This is a genomic window from Paraburkholderia sp. BL6669N2, from assembly GCF_003387275.1.
In the GTDB taxonomy this organism is placed as follows: Bacteria; Pseudomonadota; Gammaproteobacteria; order Burkholderiales; family Burkholderiaceae; genus Paraburkholderia.
In genome coordinates this window covers 2,084,402-2,099,822 of the sequence record NZ_QUNA01000002.1, presented here as the reverse complement: position 1 = coordinate 2,099,822, position 15,421 = coordinate 2,084,402, and the positions used below count along the sequence as shown (strand labels likewise).

Below are 15,421 nucleotides of genomic sequence, written 5' to 3'. Positions count from 1 at the left end.
GCGGTTTATCCCGAACACGAGGTAAGGACATGAATGCAGTGAACGAACAAGCGAAGCTGTCGGTGCAGCAGCTGGGCCACTACATCGCCGGCGCGCCGGCCGCGCCGACCAGCGGCCGCTTCAAGGACGTGTTCAATCCCGCCACCGGCAAGGTGAGCGCCTCGGTCGCGCTGGCGTCGGTCGAAGAAGTCGACGCGGCGGTGCAGGCCGCCAAGGCCGCCTTTCCCGCCTGGAGCGAAACGGCACCGATCAAGCGCGCCCGCATTCTGTTCAAGTTCAAGGAGTTGCTGAACCAGCATCACGACGAACTGGCAATGCTGATTACACGCGAACACGGCAAGGTGTTCACGGACGCGCAAGGCGAAGTGGTGCGCGGCATCGAAGTGGTCGAGTTCGCGTGCGGCATTCCGAACCTGCTGAAGACGGATTTCACCGACCAGATCGGCGGCGGCATCGACAACTGGAATCTGCGGCAGGCGCTGGGCGTCGTCGCGGGTATCACGCCGTTCAACTTCCCGGTGATGGTGCCGATGTGGATGTTCCCGGTCGCGCTCGCCTGCGGCAATACGTTCGTGCTGAAGCCGTCGGAACGTGATCCGTCGGCGTCGCTGCGTCTCGCCGAATTGCTGAAGGAGGCCGGTCTCCCGGACGGCGTGTTCAACGTGGTCAACGGCGACAAGGTGGCCGTGGATGCGCTGATCGATCACCCGGACGTCGCGGCGCTGTCGTTCGTGGGCTCGACGCCGATCGCCGAATACATTCACACGGAAGCGTCGAAGCGCGGCAAGCGCGTGCAGGCGCTCGGCGGCGCGAAGAATCATCTGGTGGTGATGCCCGACGCCGATCTGGATCAAGCTGTCGATGCATTGATCGGCGCGGCCTATGGTTCGGCCGGCGAGCGGTGCATGGCGATTTCGGTTGCGGTGGCGGTCGGCAACGTGGCCGACAAGCTGATCGAAAAGCTGGTGCCGCGCGTCAAGTCGCTGGTGATCAAGAACGGCGAACATCTCGACGCTGAAATGGGCCCGTTGGTTACCGCTGAACATAAGGCCAAGGTGACGGGTTATATCGCGTCGGGCGAGGCGGAAGGCGCGAAGCTGATCGTCGACGGCCGCGCGCATCCGGTGGCTAGCGAAGAAGGCTTCTTTGTCGGCGGCACGCTGTTCGACCATGTCGGCACGGACATGAAGATCTACAAGGAAGAGATTTTCGGCCCGGTGCTGGCAGTGGTGCGGGTGCCCGATTTCGCGAGCGCCGTGGATCTGATCAACGCGCACGAATTCGGCAACGGCGTGTCGCTGTTCACCTCGGACGGCGGCGTGGCGCGTGCGTTCGGCCGGCAGATTCAGGTGGGCATGGTCGGCATCAACGTGCCGATTCCGGTGCCGATGGCATGGCATTCGTTCGGCGGCTGGAAGCGTTCGCTGTTCGGCGACCATCATGCATACGGCGAAGAGGGTGTGCGCTTCTATACGCGCTACAAGAGCATCATGCAGCGCTGGCCCGATAGCATCGCCAAGGGTGCTGAATTTACGATGCCGGTGGCGAAGTAAGTCGTTCGACGATCGTTGCAATGATGAAATCCGCGCCCGACAAGTCAGGCGCGGATTTTTTCGCATCTGCGCGCGGCAACTGCCTCTTACACGCCCGCGGACGAATCCTGTTCCGCTTCGCTTAACACAGCGTTTTGCACCGCGGCAGCAGGGCTGACATAGGCGGGCGCCTGCCGCGGATCGTCGACGCTGTAGCGCAGACGCCCCGCTTCGATATACACGCGCAGCTGGCGGTACTTCACGAAATAAAGCAAGCCGACGAGCGCCGCCGCGAATCCCGAAGCCGCGCCTACCCCAAGTGCCCATCGCGGGCCGAAACGGTCCGCGACCCAGCCGACGACCGGCGCGCCGAGCGGCGTACCGCCCATTAAAATAGCCAGCAGAATCGCGATCACGCGGCCGCGCATGGCAGGCTCGGTGGTGACCTGTACGAGACTGTTGGTGGACGTCGAGAAGGTCTGCGTCGAAACGCCGATCGCGATGAGCATCAGGCCGAATGACAGGGTGCTTGGCATCAGCGAAGCTACCGTACAGCCTACCCCGAACATGGCCGCCGAGCCGAGCAGCAGCACCATGCGCGGTTTCGCGCGGCGCGCGGCGAGCAGCGCGCCGGTCACGGAGCCGATCGCCATGGTCGAACTCAGCACCCCGTATTCGCTGGCGCCCGCATGAAACGCCGTGACCGACATCGTCGAAATGAAAATCGGGAAGTTCAGCCCGAAGGTACCGATCAGGAACAGCATCAACAACGCGGTCACCAGATCGGGACGCTTCCAGACATACTTGAAGCCGTCGATAAAACTGCCGCGCGAGCGCGCCGCGTGCGATCTCAGATGCAGTTCGTTCAGCCGCAGCATGCGCAGCGACCCGAGCACGGCGACGAAAGACAACGCGTTGATGAGAAACACCCAGCCGGTGCCGACCGATGCGATCAGCAATCCAGCAACTGCGGGCCCGATCATGCGCGCCATGTTGAACGAAGTGGAGTTCAGTCCGACGGCGTTCGACAGATCCTCTTCGCCGACCAGATCGGACACGAAGGTCTGGCGCACCGGCGAGTCGAACGCGGTGACGCAGCCGAGCAGCCCCGCGAACACATAGACGTGCCACAACTGCACGAGCCCGGTGACGGTGAGAATGCCTAGGCCCAGTGCGCAAGCACCCATGGCCGCCTGGGTGGCGAACAGCAGCTTGCGGCGGTCGAAGTGATCGGCTGCATAACCGGTGAGCGGCAACAGCAGCAATTGCGGCCCGAACTGCAGCGACATGACGATCCCCACCGAGGTCGCATTGTGCTGGGTGAGTTCCGTGAGGACGAGCCAGTCCTGCGCCGTGCGCTGCATCCACGTGCCGATGTTGGAGACGATCGCGCCGCTCGCCCAGACCCGGTAATTGAAATTGCGTAGCGAACGGAAAGTGCCTGTCACCGGACTGTTTCCCTGTGCGAGGTTAGCCCGGCGCGCGGGCTTCGATAGATGGTCGAACCTGACATCATGCGCGCGAGCGCTCGAGCAACGCGAGCAGTTCCTGCGTCGTGCCGGTCTCGCCGATACGCGGGAAGATGCGCGTGATGCTGTTGGTGTGAGCGTCCGCATGGAGGTCGGTCATGGCGTCAATGACGAACGTGACGTTGAAGCCGAGTTCGTCGGCGTAGCGCGCGGTGGATTCGACACCGATGCTGGTTGCCACGCCCACCAGCACCACTTGCGTGACGCCTTGCTCGCGCAGATAGGCTTCGAGATCGGTGTTCGTGAATGCGCCCCAGGTGCGCTTGGTGACCCGATGATCCGACGGCTGCGCGTTGATCTCGGGCACGAGGTCCGCGAAGCCGGCGGGGAAGTCGCCGGGTGGGCGCGCCTGTTCCGCGCGGCCCGGCGCACCGCCGGTCACGTTGACGAGCACCACGGGCAGACCATGGCGGCGAAACGCGTCGGCGACGGCAGCTGAGCGCTTGACGACTTCGCCGGTGGGATGCGCGGTGGGCAGCGCAACAATGCCTTGCTGCAAATCGATGACGATCAGTGCGGTTTTTGCGTCGAGCGTGGTGAGTGCCATAAGTGGCTCCTGAAAGTTACGAGTCGATGAGGCGTTTGAGTAAGTCCACGCCGGTTGCGAGTTGTCGTTGCTCGGCCGCCGAGAAGCGCGTCTGGATGGTGCGGAACAACCAGTCTTCGCGCGCTGCGCGGCTTGCCTTGATTTTCTTGCGAAAAGCGGGTGTGAGGGAGAGGACCGTCTGCCGTCCGTCATTCGGATCGGGCGCGCCGCTGACGAGCCCGGCCGCCTTCAGAACCGAAAGCGTCTCGCCCATGGACTGCGGACGCATGCCGTGAGCACGCGCGAGCGCGGTGACCGTTGCCGGACCTTCGCGCTCCAGCAAACCGAGGACCTGCACCTGTGAAGGGGTGAAATCGCCCAGATGCGATTCTTCGCGCAAACGGCGGCGCAATTTGCCGACCAGCACGCGTAAGTCTTCCGCCATGGCGTGCAGGGCTTCGGTGTCGGGCGGTAGGTCGCTCTTGATCATGCTTATGCCATGACGAATGTGAAGGTTACCTGCTAAGGTTACCTTCGTATCTGACTGAGGTCAAGGCGAGGGAGGTATTCACGTCGTCCTTGCTTTGCGGATTTGTTTAACTATAGTGTTAAATATCAACCATGACGTTTAATAAGGAGGCAGTCATGAACGAGCCGCTTCATCGCCCTTCATTGGGATCCGCGGTGTACTACAAGAACCCCTTTGCCGCGCTCGACTGGCTGGAGCGGGCGTTCGGCTTCGAGCGCCAGTTGGTCGTCATAGACAACGACGGCCAGTTGGGCCACTCGGAAATGCGTTTCGGCGACAGCTACGTGATGATCTGCCGTGAATGGTCGGAAAACGCGGCCAGTCCGGCGTCGATTGGAGGCAAGAACACGCAGTCGGTGCACGTGCAATTGCGTGACGGCATCGACGAACATTGCGCCCGGGCGCGCGCCGCGGGCGCGGTAGTCACGCGCGAGCCGGAAGATCAGTTTTACGGCGACCGCGTCTACGCGGTCCGCGATCCGGAGGGGCATGTGTGGAGCTTCGGCCAGACGGTTCGCACCGTGTCGCGCGAGGAAGCCGAGCGCGTCAGCGGCCTGAAGACCGAAGGATGGGTGTAACACATGGCCCTGCCTGCCGCCGCCTCGCTCGACCGCACATTGGCCGCGCTGGCCGATCCGAACCGGCGTCAGGTGGTCGATCTGCTCAGCCGTCAGCCGATGCGCGCCGGCGAACTCGCGCAAGCCACCGGCCTGTCGCCTCAAGCGATGAGTCGGCACTTGCGTGTGCTGCGCTCGAGCCAACTGATCGAGGAATCGCATGACGGTGTCGACGCGCGTGTGCGGCTTTACGTGTTGCGTTCGACGCCGATGAGCGAACTGAAGGCGTGGCTCGAACAGACCGAGGCCATGTGGACCGGACAATTGCTGTCGTTCAAGGCGCATCTGGAGGCCCAGGGATGAGTTCGCGCGTGCAGGTGTCGTTGCGCGTGGCCGCCTCGCCGCAACGCGCGTTCGATGTTTTTACGCGCGAGATTGGCGCATGGTGGCGGCCCAATCAGCTGTTTCAGTTCACGCCGCAAAGCGCCGGCGTGTTGTCGTTCGAACCGGCTGAGCCGGCGGGCGAGCAACGCCGCCTGGTTGAGACGCAGGCGGACGGCAGCGTCTTCGAGATCGGTCGCGTTACGGTTTGGGAGCCGGGCGAGCGTCTCGCCTTCGGCTGGCGTCAGGCCAGTTTCGGCGACGCGCAGCACACGCATGTCGAGGTGCGCTTCGAAGCGGTGGGCGACGAAACGCGGGTGACCGTCGAGCACCGTGGTTGGAATAGCGTGCCTCAGGACCATGTGGCGCGTCACCATTTCCCCGATCGCGTGTTTCTGCTGCGGCACGGCGAATGGTGGCAGGCGTTGCTGGCTTCACTGCGAACCGCGGTGCAAGCGTCCCGATCGACCGGCTGAGGAGCGCGAAGACGTCCAGGCGAGGAAAGTATCAGCGCGTGGCGATTGCCGCCGCGACGCCCGCCATCATCGTTGCGCTCGCGCGGTTGGCGATCTTCACGGCGCGCCGGGTGGTGAGCAGTTTGCGCGCACGCGTGGCAAGCAGCGCCCAGCCGAAGTCGACAGTCATTAGCACGATCAGCATGGTGAGCGTGAGTTCGAACCACGCGACGGTGCCGATGCGCGACACGTCGACCATGGTTGGCAACAGCGCGAGATAAAACATCATGATCTTCGGATTGCCGAGCGTGACGAACAGGCCCGCCATGAACATACGCCACGGCGACTGGCCGCTCGGCAAGTCGCTGCCTTGCACGTCGGCCGGCGCGCGCCACATTTTCCAGGCGAGAAAGAGCAGATACGCCACGCCGATGAATTTGAGCACCACGAACACCATGCCGAAGCTGCGCGCGATCACTGCCAGGCCCGCGACCGCGCAGGTGAGCCAAAGCGCCTCGCCGATCCACATTGCGGCGAGAAAGGGCAGCACGTCGCGAAAGCCGTTAGTCAGCACGCGTGCGACCAGCGCGGCGACACTCGGTCCCGGCGTGCCGGCCGCGACGATCAGCGCGAGGGCGAAAACGAGCAACGCAGACAGCGTCATGACGATCTCCACGACCTTCAGTGCGCGCGCAGGCGCCGGTTAACGAAGCGCCACACGGCGCTCATGAGCAGCGAGCCGACACCGAGCGCGACGCCCAACAGCACGATCGAACTCATGTGATCGCGCACCAGCGGCACGTTGCCGAACAGATAGCCGGCCGCGACCAGCGACACGATCCACAACGCCGCGCCCGCGGTGACGAAGGACACGAAACGCGCGAACGTCATGCGCGAAACGCCCGCGACGAACGGCGCGAAGGTGCGCACCACGGCGATGAACGGTGACAGCAGAAAGGTCAGCCCGCCGCGCGCTTCGTAAAACGCGTGCGCCTTGCGCAGCGCGTTCTTGTCGAGCCAGCGATAGTCGGCGGTATAGACTTTCTCGCCGATCGCCCGCCCGATCGCGTAGTCGACGATGCTGCCGGCCACCGTTGCGGCGAACAGCACGGGAATCACGAGCCAGACGTTCAGCGCGCCGGTGGCCGCAAGTCCGCCGCAAATGAAAATCAGCGGATCGCCGGGCAGGAAGAACAGCGGCAAGAAACCGATCTCGACGAATACGACGAGAAACAGCATTGCGTAGACGGCGGTGCCATATTGCACGATCAGGCCGCTCAGGTGCTGGTCGAAGTGCAGGGCGACCTGCAGCACATGCATCAGATCCATTTTGGGTCGGAGGGGAATTTGGATCTTCAGGAGTTTAGTCCCGCGGCGGCGCGCTGACTTGTCTATTTCTCAGAGGTGATGTCAATATCGGGGCGTGTCGTCGAGAATAACCACCAGCACGAAACTCCCGGAACGCCCATGCAACACGCTGCCCGTATCACCTTCCGGCTTGCCGAACTGCACGATGCCGATGCGATCCGCGCGATCGAATTCGAGGCGGGACAGCGCTTTCTCAGCGTCGATATGGCGGGTATCGCCGATGCACCGCCGATGGATCTGGAAATCGTCGAGCGCAAGATCGCCGCGCGGGAAATCATCGTTGCCGTGGCTGCAGATGAAACGTGCGCCGGTTTCGTGATGTTCGAGCCGCAACCCACGCGCATCTACGTGCAGGAACTCGATGTGCTCACCTCGCACGCGGGGCAACGTATCGGTGCCGCACTGATCGAGCAGGTCGCGCACCTTGCGCGCACGCGACGGCTCACGCAACTGATTCTGTCGACGTTTCGCGAGGTGCCGTGGAACGCGCCGTATTATCGGCGGCTCGGGTTTCGCGATATCGAAGAGGCCGACCTCGACGCGGCGTTGATCGCGCGGCGCGATGCGCATATCGCGCGAGGACTGGACGAATCGAAACGGGTGTTCATGCGGCGTGATATTGCGTGACGTGGGACGCGTGGGCCCGGGTGTCGAGCCATAAAGAAACGCGGCGGGTATGACCGGAACATATCGTTCGAGTCTCACCCGCCGCGCGTTTTTCGGCACCACGTCACGCATTGGCTGCTTTTCGATTCAGCAGCTTAACCTCCGCCAACGCTCCGCCTGGCTTCGGCTTTTTTCAGCCTGTGGCAAGCCTTATTCCACGGTTTCCAGCGTGGGATAGTCGACGTAGCCGGTTTCACCGCGTGCGTAATACGTAGCCGGATTCGGCTTGTTCAACGGCGCATTCGTCGCAAAGCGACGCACCAGATCCGGATTCGCGATGAACAGTTGACCCCACGCCACCGCGTCCGCTTCGCCCGCGTCGAGCACTTGCTGCGCGGTTTCCTTGGTGAACTTTTCGTTCGCGATGTACGGGCCGCCGAAGGCTTTCTTCAGTTGCGGGCCGAGACGGTCGTCGCCGAGCGCTTCACGTGCGGCGATGAACGCGATCTTGCGCTTGCCGAGTTCGCGGGCCACGTAGCCGAACGTGCCGGCCGGGTCGGAATCGCCCATCGCGTGCGCGTCGCGGCGCGGTGCGAGGTGCACGCCGACGCGGTTCGCGCCCCACACGCCGATACATGCGTCGGTGATTTCGAGCAGCAGACGCGCGCGGTTTTCGATCGGGCCGCCGTATGCGTCGGTACGCTGGTTCGTGCTGTCCTGCAGGAACTGGTCGAGCAGATAGCCGTTGGCGCCGTGTATTTCGACGCCGTCGAAACCGGCTGCCTTGGCGTTTTCCGCGCCTTTGCGGAAGGCTTCGACCACGCCGGCGATTTCATCGAGTTCGAGCGCGCGCGGCGTCACATAGGGACGCTCCGGGCGCACCAGGCTCACGTTGCCACGTGCCGCGATCGCGCTCGGCGCGACCGGCAGTTCGCCGTTTAGAAACAGCGGGTCCGAAATACGGCCCACGTGCCACAGCTGCAGAAAGATCTTGCCGCCGGCGGCGTGAACGGCGCTCGTGACGAGTTTCCAGCCTTCGACCTGCTCCTGCGACCAGATGCCCGGCGTCTCGGCATAACCGACACCTTGCGGCGTGACCGAGGTCGCTTCGCTGATGATCAGGCCGGCGCTCGCGCGTTCAGCGTAGTACTTCGCCATCAGCGCGTTCGGCACGCGGATTTCTTCGGCGCGCTGGCGCGTGAGCGGCGCCATGATGATGCGGTTCGACAGCGTGATGTCGCCAATTTGCAGCGGATCGAAAAGAGTCGGCATATGAGTTCACCTTTGGCCGAGGGCGCGCGGCCCGAGCCGGAAAAAACTGCTTGATGAAAGAAGCGCGGCAATGCAAATCGCGGCGCCTACAGCTTGGTGTTGATGTGCTCGAGGAACGCCTGGATGGCGGCTTCGTTGCGCTTGAAGAACACCCATTGACCCACCCGCTTCGACGTGACCAGCCCCGCGCGCTGCAAAGCCGCCAGGTGGGCCGACACGGTGGACTGCGACAAGCCGCACTGTCCCTCGATCTTGCCGGCGCAGACGCCGTAATCGAGCGGCAGCTCCTGGTCGCCGAAATGCGCGTACGGCTCGCGCAGCCTGCTGAGAATCTCCCGGCGGACCGGGTTGGCAAGCGCTTTGTGAATCGCGTCGATGTCGAACGTCATTGGGTAGTTTCAGGGTGATCAACAACAACGGGCAGGCGAGGGCGCCGGTTAGCGCCCTTGCGGCTGCATCGCTACAACCCGAATCATATATCGTAATTTAACGATATGGTGGAAGTCACTACTGACAATGGGGGTGATAGGTATGGACGTACAAAAAACCGCACTTTCTAAATTAGGCATAAAAGTAACGAAAGAGAGCGCACTTCATATCCCATATGTTGGGTTGGGATGTTGACGTATTGATCGAATGACATATTTTTCGCCTGCGCTTAAGAGGATGGTTGCCGATTCGGGCGACCATAGAAAGGTTGGCATTTGAGTCAGGCTTGGCATACGTGCCGGTCATTGACGTGCGCGGTCCCGCAGGGTCCGAAAGCGCGCGGGGCCTATCGGTTTTCCCGTTCACTGGTCGGTTACTGACAGTAGCGCTACCGCATGGGTGTTGCGCCGGACATTTACCGGACGGGAAACTCTTGATATCGAAGAGTCGGAATCGAGGGCGTGTTCGGCGAGCGCATCGATAAGATTCCTCATCCGCCGAATGAGTTTTTGTGGCGAGGAATTGCGGCGTCGGGGCCAATCAAAGCCGTGTCTCGCCTGTCGGCGCGCTTGTCATTGACTTGGCGCTGTCTCAGATTCGGCCATTGCCGACATTCAAGCGAACTGGAGCCTACGTCAGCAATACGGCAGACTGCCGACGTTGTCGGCTTGAAGCAGAGGAGCGGCACACCTTTCCACGTCAGCGAACTCACACTTTCGACTCCGAACGGACGTCGTAGGCGCGTACTGCCTATGACCGCCTTCAGGCTAGAACGGGCATCGACGGACTGAGATTGCGCCGCGAAAACGGACTGCTATCCTTTGGATAAGGAGGTGCCAAAATGGGCAAGCATGGAGCACCGCATCCGGCGGAGTTCCGGGCTCGCATAGTCGAGCTGGTGAAGCGGGGCGAACGCCTGAGCAACTGGCGCGTGAGTTCGAGCCTAGCGTGCAGACGATAACTAACCGGGTGGCGCGCAGACTGACATTGATGCCGGCGTGTGTCACGACGGTTTGACCACGGCTGACCGTCAGGACCTCGCACGTCTGCGCCGGTGGGTCGATTTCGCCAAGCATGGCGAAGGGTAGCAACCGTTCGACCCTACCGCCATATGAAGGGCCGGTCTGGTTCGGCGATCGGCCGTCCGGCCATTTTGCCTGACTGGTTAGGATAGTTTCAAATGTCAGGCCTACGAACGGTTATTCCCCTGAGTATGAAGAGAGGCGTTAATCATCCATATATTCAAGCGTGGCCGGGTCGCTGAAGCGGAAGATTGCGTACCACGGATTGGTCAGCGCGCCGCCTCTCACGACCGTGCGGCAGCTGCCCGACTCGGGGCTGCAACGCCAGACTTCGCCTTGTCCCGGCACTGGCGAGATGGTGTAGCCTTCGGGTCCAAGCATGGTCGGACCGCGCGCGATCGGAGCGAAGATGTCGCCCTTGGGTCCCATCACGATGACTTGCGCCGACGTCCGGTAATGCTTCAGATCGTCATATTCCGAACGCCCCAGCGGAATGAAGCCGCTCTGTGTCTGGCGCTTGACATCGATCCTGAGCAGGACATCCAGCTGCGTCTTGTCGCCGCTGTTCTTCCGAAAACTCGTGACCCAAAGATTGCCCTTGCGATCGAACAAGATACCTTCGGGCCGATGCAGGAGCGGAGCGCCTTTCAGGTGCGACACGATCCTCTTGTCGAATTTATCCGTGCGCGGATCGAAGCGCAGCACGTATCCGGCTTCCGGGTCGTATTCGGCACCGACGCTGGTCGGACAGCCGAACGCGGTGACATACAGATAACCATCCGGTCCAAACACGAGTCCGCGTGGATGGAAGCCCGGCTTGCCGTCCGCCACGAACCCTTCGATGCTGAGGTCGGCCACCCACGCGTGCGTACGGCCGTCGTATTTGCGGATATGGCCGTCGGCGCACGGGCCGGTCTCCAGACCGAACTCTGCGACGTAAATCATGTTGCCCGGCCCGCGAACTATGCCACGCGGCGCGTAGGGCGGATTCGGATCACCGCTGGAGACGACCTTGCCGGCGAATTCCCCGCTTCTGCCGTTGTAGCTCAGCACTTCGCCGCTGAAGGGCTGATTGACGTTCTGGTTTACGACCAGCAGCCTGCTGCCGCTGAAAACCATGCCGCGCGGCCCGCGCAGCCCGCCCGCCTGCGACTGCACGAACGTTTGACAACTGCCGCGCTGGATGTCGCAGCGCTGGATCGTGTCGTTGGTGGTCTCGCCGATGTAGATGTCGTCATCGCCATAGCCGTCGCCATTGCCGGCCAGCGACACCGATGCAGACGCACCTAAAACGAGACCCGCTATCGCGGCGAGGCAACGCATCATCTTCATTGCGAACTCCTTTATATCGTGTTCCTAATCATTTAGGCAATGCGGTACACACCGGCAGACTCGCCATGTCTGCGCTGCCGGAATGAAAGAGATGTAAAGGAATCGACCTGCAGTGCTTCTTGTTTTGATTTAATCTAGAAGCCGGCAAGGGCAATGTCAAGAAAAGGAAAGCGGGTGTTCAGCACGAACGCACGCTCATGAAAGGAGGCCCGCGTTGTGAGCAGTGCTCTTCGAGGACCTCGCTTTTAGAGTACCAGCGTGCGATCGTCGCGATGTCGGCCACGAAGCGATACTTCACGTCGCTCGTCGACATGCGCTCGTAAGCGTGGTTGATCTCGTCCGTCCTGATCATCTCGATGTCGGACACGATATCGCGCTTGCCGCAGAAGTCGAGCATATCCTGCGTTTCCGCGGTGCTGCCGATGAGGGAGCCCGCGGGCGAACGGCGCTTGAAGATCATGTTCATCACCGAGGGCGCCGGATGCGCTCCGATCGTCGAACGCTCAACGTCGGCGAAGGCCGAGATGCTCGCCTTGGAAATCCGGCCAGTTCCGAAGGGGATCAGCCGTTCGAGTGACCGCTCGATGTGTCGGGCGAGCGGCAGAAATTGGCCGAACTGAGTCCGACGGCGGCCGAACCGAGTCGACACTGAGCTGCCCTTATACGCGGCGCGAGTTCAACGGCAACGATCCGGATAGTGACGACCATCCGTTACGTCGTGCTGATCACCGCGCGATTTGCAGGCCGCCACGTAACAACAGAGACACCAGTTCAGCCTGCCTGTGCGTGTCGGTCTTCGCCAGGATCTGTTTAAGATATCCGCGCGCCGTTCCGATGCCTATGCCGGATTGCGAGGCCGCTTCTGCCAGATCCATTCCTTGAGCGAGCAGCGCGGCAAGTGCCGCCTCGCGTCGCGTCAGATGAAAGCTCGCGGCGAGGACCATGGGATCGATCCCCACTGGCTTGTCCAGCTCAATCACGAATAGGGCTGCGCGGGTGCCCGCGCTGATCCCTTCCAGCATGTCCGATGCATTGACAGGCAAGACGCGGACGACGAGCGGCAGGCGCGGTGGTCTGCGGGACAGATAACAGCGCATCGGTACCTGAGGTCGCACGGCAGCTTCACTGGCGTCCCGGCCTGTGTCGTTCAGGCCGATCGCCCTTGTGATCACGTCCCTCAGGTTTTTCGCATCTGAAGCGCGGGATGCCGATACGTCTTTTCCGGTGAGCAGTAGGCCATCACAGGTCCGAGCTAGCGCTTCGGCGCAGCGGTTGACAAAGATGGGGTGCATTGCCGCATCGAGCAGCACCACGCCGATATTCAATTGCGTGATCACGTCGTACGCACTTTTGGCCCGGAGGTCCGCCGCAGCCAGCCGATTTCCTATCTGTAGCGCCGTTGTCAAATGCGGAACGATCAGGCTGGCTGCGCCGACATCGTCGTCGCTGAAGTCGGCAGTGCCCAGGTTGCGACCTGCGCAAAAATGAACTTGTCGATCAGGAAAACGAACCAGCGGCGCGACGATCCCATAAAATCCGCCCGCAGGGCGAACCACTTCGTTATAGATATCCGTGTGCCTGAATTCCGCGTCCGATATCGCCGAGGTCTGACGCAGCGGCGTGCCGACCGGAATGGCTTTGATCCACCCAGGCAGGCGGGTTTCGAACTCCCGTTGCAGACGCCGCGCGTGTTCGGTCTCAAGCCCGGTGGAGATCGCGAAACAAGATGCCGCCTGCGTTGCCTGTACATGCAGCATCGCCTTGGGCGCGCCAATAGCCTCTGTGACCGAAACGATGGCGCCTGGCCATCCGTTCGGCGCAAGCGCTGCCTCATAAACGTGCCGGATCGCTCGATGGATGGTCTCGACGCGCGTCATGCTCGCTCCTTCCGAGGCGGATTTCCCTCCCAAATGGGAGTGTCGGGCGTACGTAAGTTGGACGAAAGTATGGGCGGAAATTTCAATTTCGCCGGACCAGAACCAGCTACCCGACAAATATCAATGGCCCTCGCGACAGTTCCAGCAATTCGGCATTAGACGGCGGCCATGCCGCCTTCCGCTCCTGTTATCGCGCGCGCACCACTGCTCAGGGTGCGGAGAAAAGAAAATGGCTATTTCCGACAAGACGGTCAATCCCCTTCAATACGAGGGCAACGACAGGCTCACCGCCGGAATCGTGCTCGCGGTTGTTACCTTCTGGCTGTTTGCTCAGACGACGCTCAACGTGCTGCCGGCCATGAGAACGGAACTGAGGATCAACGACGGTATCAGTGACATTGCCGTCAGCATTACCGCACTCTTTTCCGGGGTTTTCATCGTCGTAGCGGGTGGGCTAGCCGATAGGTTCGGCCGCGTGATGATGACCTACGTGGGCCTTGCGCTGAGTGCCATTGGCTCTCTTCTGATCGCCACTTCTCCATGCGGCACAGTGATATTCCTGATGACTGGGCGCATCATTCAAGGCGTGTCAGCTGCATGCATCATGCCGGCTACCCTGTCCCTGATGAAAGCTTATTACGATGGCGCGGCGCGGCAACGGGCACTCAGCTTCTGGTCGATTGGTTCGTGGGGCGGTTCGGGCCTGTGCGCGCTGCTAGGCGGTGTGGTCGATGCCACGATGGGATGGCGCTCTATCTTCTGGATGTCCATTGCCGTTGCCATGGCGAGTTGGAGGCTCATTCGTGGGACGCCGGAAAGTCGCGGTGATGCAGACGCCGCTACACAGCCGTTCGATTGGATCGGCCTGGCCGCGCTGCTGATTGCCATGGTGGCTTTCAACGTAGTGGTGGGGCAAGGGTCGACGCTTGGCTGGCTCAATCCAATCGTACTTGCGTTGATGGTCGTCTTCGCGGTTGCTTTGCTCGTGTTCATTCGAACCGAACGTCGTTGCAGTCATCCATTCGTCGATTTCCGGCTGTTCGAAAACACAGCCTATCTAGCCGCCACGTTATCGAATTTTCTCCTGAACGGCGTGGCAGGGGCGCTCCTGATTGTCTTATTGCTGGTTCAAAAGGCCTATGGGCTCTCGTCGCTTCAGTCGGGCTTGATGACAGCGGGCTACCTCGTCGCAATCCTGATGACGATCCGGGTCGGAGAAAAATTGCACCAACGTTGGGGTGGTCCGCGTAGGCCCATGCTAATCGGCTGCGCGGTAACAGCGGGCGGCATTGTGCTCACCACGTTCACGTACGTATCCGCAACCGGGTACGTGATCATCGCGGTCATTGGGTTCACGCTGCTCGGCATCGGTCTGGGCCTCTATGCGACGCCCTCCACAGACGCCGCACTATCCAGTGTCGCCGACGCTCGGTCAGGCGCGGCGTCGGGCATCTACAAAATGGCATCGTCTCTCGGTACGGCATTTGGCATAGCGATATCCGCCGCGATCTTCACCGCCCTAACCGCCACGGACGGCTTCTCACCGATGCGATCCCTGCCCGCAATCCATCCTGACCGACTCCGGTTCGCTGCTGCAATAGCGTTGTGGTTCAACGTAGCAATGGTTCTGTTTGCAGCGTTGGCAATCAGGCTCGGCATGCCGAAGCAACGCAGCTCTTCGGAATGCGGGAGAAAGCCGGAAGACACAGGGAGGGTGGAATTGCTCACAGAGTTACCGAACGAAAAATGACGATTCCAGCCGGGCCCTTGTCCACTCAAGAATCGCTTGCGGGCTGCGGCAGACCTCCGGGCACAAACAGCGCACAAATCATGTTCTCCAAGTCTAGTTCAAATACGCGCGACTGAAGCCGAACGCGCTCCGACATAGAAGGTCCGGCGAGGTCGGCCATTGATCCGCCGTGTCGGGCAGCAGTCGACCCAGGTTGTGTGGAAACCCGATTGAATTGCAATGCGACGCATGACCGCCGAGCCCAGCGGCGCGGTTG

Annotated in this window: 15 protein-coding genes and 1 pseudogene; 6 read left to right on the top strand and 10 right to left on the bottom strand. The window is 61.7% G+C overall.

Features of this window, described 5'->3' with window-relative positions; translation table 11 throughout:
- Nucleotides 1-29 precede the first annotated feature (29 nt).
- Nucleotides 30-1,553, top strand: coding sequence for a CoA-acylating methylmalonate-semialdehyde dehydrogenase (locus B0G80_RS31910; protein ID WP_116121876.1), 1,524 nt, complete (start codon nucleotides 30-32; stop codon nucleotides 1,551-1,553).
- 86 nt (nucleotides 1,554-1,639) lie between these two features.
- Here B0G80_RS31910 and B0G80_RS31905 read toward each other — a convergent pair whose 3' ends face one another.
- The 3 genes from B0G80_RS31905 to B0G80_RS31895 all read right to left on the bottom strand — a co-directional run bounded on the left by B0G80_RS31905 (nucleotide 1,640) and on the right by B0G80_RS31895 (nucleotide 4,077).
- Nucleotides 1,640-2,980: an MFS transporter gene (locus B0G80_RS31905; protein WP_116121875.1), complete on the bottom strand. Its 1,341-nt coding sequence runs from the start codon at nucleotides 2,978-2,980 to the stop codon at nucleotides 1,640-1,642.
- 64 nt (nucleotides 2,981-3,044) lie between these two features.
- The gene (locus B0G80_RS31900; RefSeq protein ID WP_116121874.1) at nucleotides 3,045-3,608 is read right to left on the bottom strand and encodes an isochorismatase family protein; all 564 of its coding nucleotides are present in this window, start codon (nucleotides 3,606-3,608) and stop codon (nucleotides 3,045-3,047) included.
- 16 nt (nucleotides 3,609-3,624) lie between these two features.
- Entirely contained in the window at nucleotides 3,625-4,077 is a 453-nt protein-coding gene (locus B0G80_RS31895) for a MarR family winged helix-turn-helix transcriptional regulator (protein ID WP_116121873.1), read from the bottom strand.
- 155 nt (nucleotides 4,078-4,232) lie between these two features.
- Between B0G80_RS31895 and B0G80_RS31890 the strand changes: the two genes are divergently transcribed.
- From B0G80_RS31890 to B0G80_RS31880, 3 genes are read left to right on the top strand one after another with little or no spacing between them, the layout of a single operon-like run.
- Nucleotides 4,233-4,694: a VOC family protein gene (locus B0G80_RS31890; RefSeq protein WP_116121872.1), complete on the top strand. Its 462-nt coding sequence runs from the start codon at nucleotides 4,233-4,235 to the stop codon at nucleotides 4,692-4,694.
- A gap of 3 nt (nucleotides 4,695-4,697) precedes the next feature.
- A complete protein-coding gene (locus B0G80_RS31885; RefSeq protein WP_116121871.1) occupies nucleotides 4,698-5,036 on the top strand; it encodes a helix-turn-helix transcriptional regulator in 339 nt (112 codons plus the stop codon).
- Nucleotides 5,033-5,530 carry an SRPBCC family protein gene (locus B0G80_RS31880; protein ID WP_116121870.1) on the top strand — a complete coding sequence of 166 codons (498 nt, stop codon included), beginning with the start codon at nucleotides 5,033-5,035 and terminating at the stop codon, nucleotides 5,528-5,530. The genes B0G80_RS31885 and B0G80_RS31880 overlap by 4 nt, the downstream gene beginning before the upstream one ends.
- Nucleotides 5,531-5,561: 31 nt before the next feature.
- Here the strand turns inward: B0G80_RS31880 and B0G80_RS31875 are convergent, their stop codons facing one another.
- Nucleotides 5,562-6,173, bottom strand: a complete 612-nt coding sequence (locus B0G80_RS31875) for a LysE family translocator (protein ID WP_116121869.1) — start codon at nucleotides 6,171-6,173, stop codon at nucleotides 5,562-5,564.
- A 17-nt stretch (nucleotides 6,174-6,190) separates the two neighbouring features.
- A complete protein-coding gene (locus tag B0G80_RS31870; RefSeq protein ID WP_116121868.1) occupies nucleotides 6,191-6,838 on the bottom strand; it encodes a VTT domain-containing protein in 648 nt (215 codons plus the stop codon).
- A 138-nt stretch (nucleotides 6,839-6,976) separates the two neighbouring features.
- On the opposite strand from B0G80_RS31870, the gene B0G80_RS31865 reads away from it, so the two are divergent.
- Nucleotides 6,977-7,504, top strand: coding sequence for a GNAT family N-acetyltransferase (locus B0G80_RS31865; protein WP_116121867.1), 528 nt, complete (start codon nucleotides 6,977-6,979; stop codon nucleotides 7,502-7,504).
- 189 nt (nucleotides 7,505-7,693) lie between these two features.
- Here the strand turns inward: B0G80_RS31865 and B0G80_RS31860 are convergent, their stop codons facing one another.
- The 5 genes and pseudogenes from B0G80_RS31860 to B0G80_RS31840 form a co-directional block, all read right to left on the bottom strand.
- The gene (locus tag B0G80_RS31860) at nucleotides 7,694-8,755 is read right to left on the bottom strand and encodes an alkene reductase (protein WP_116121866.1); all 1,062 of its coding nucleotides are present in this window, start codon (nucleotides 8,753-8,755) and stop codon (nucleotides 7,694-7,696) included.
- An 86-nt stretch (nucleotides 8,756-8,841) separates the two neighbouring features.
- On the bottom strand, nucleotides 8,842-9,144 hold the full coding sequence (locus tag B0G80_RS31855) for a helix-turn-helix transcriptional regulator (RefSeq protein WP_116121865.1): 303 nt from the start codon (nucleotides 9,142-9,144) through the stop codon (nucleotides 8,842-8,844).
- 1,266 nt (nucleotides 9,145-10,410) lie between these two features.
- A complete protein-coding gene (locus tag B0G80_RS31850) occupies nucleotides 10,411-11,538 on the bottom strand; it encodes a hypothetical protein (RefSeq protein ID WP_116121864.1) in 1,128 nt (375 codons plus the stop codon).
- 259 nt (nucleotides 11,539-11,797) lie between these two features.
- Nucleotides 11,798-12,022: pseudogene (locus B0G80_RS31845) on the bottom strand (NAD(P)-dependent alcohol dehydrogenase); the annotation flags it as partial.
- A 241-nt stretch (nucleotides 12,023-12,263) separates the two neighbouring features.
- On the bottom strand, nucleotides 12,264-13,415 hold the full coding sequence (locus B0G80_RS31840) for a helix-turn-helix transcriptional regulator (RefSeq protein WP_116121863.1): 1,152 nt from the start codon (nucleotides 13,413-13,415) through the stop codon (nucleotides 12,264-12,266).
- A 229-nt stretch (nucleotides 13,416-13,644) separates the two neighbouring features.
- On the opposite strand from B0G80_RS31840, the gene B0G80_RS31835 reads away from it, so the two are divergent.
- Nucleotides 13,645-15,165 carry an MFS transporter gene (locus B0G80_RS31835; protein ID WP_116121862.1) on the top strand — a complete coding sequence of 507 codons (1,521 nt, stop codon included), beginning with the start codon at nucleotides 13,645-13,647 and terminating at the stop codon, nucleotides 15,163-15,165.
- The last annotated feature ends 256 nt before the right edge of the window (nucleotides 15,166-15,421 follow it).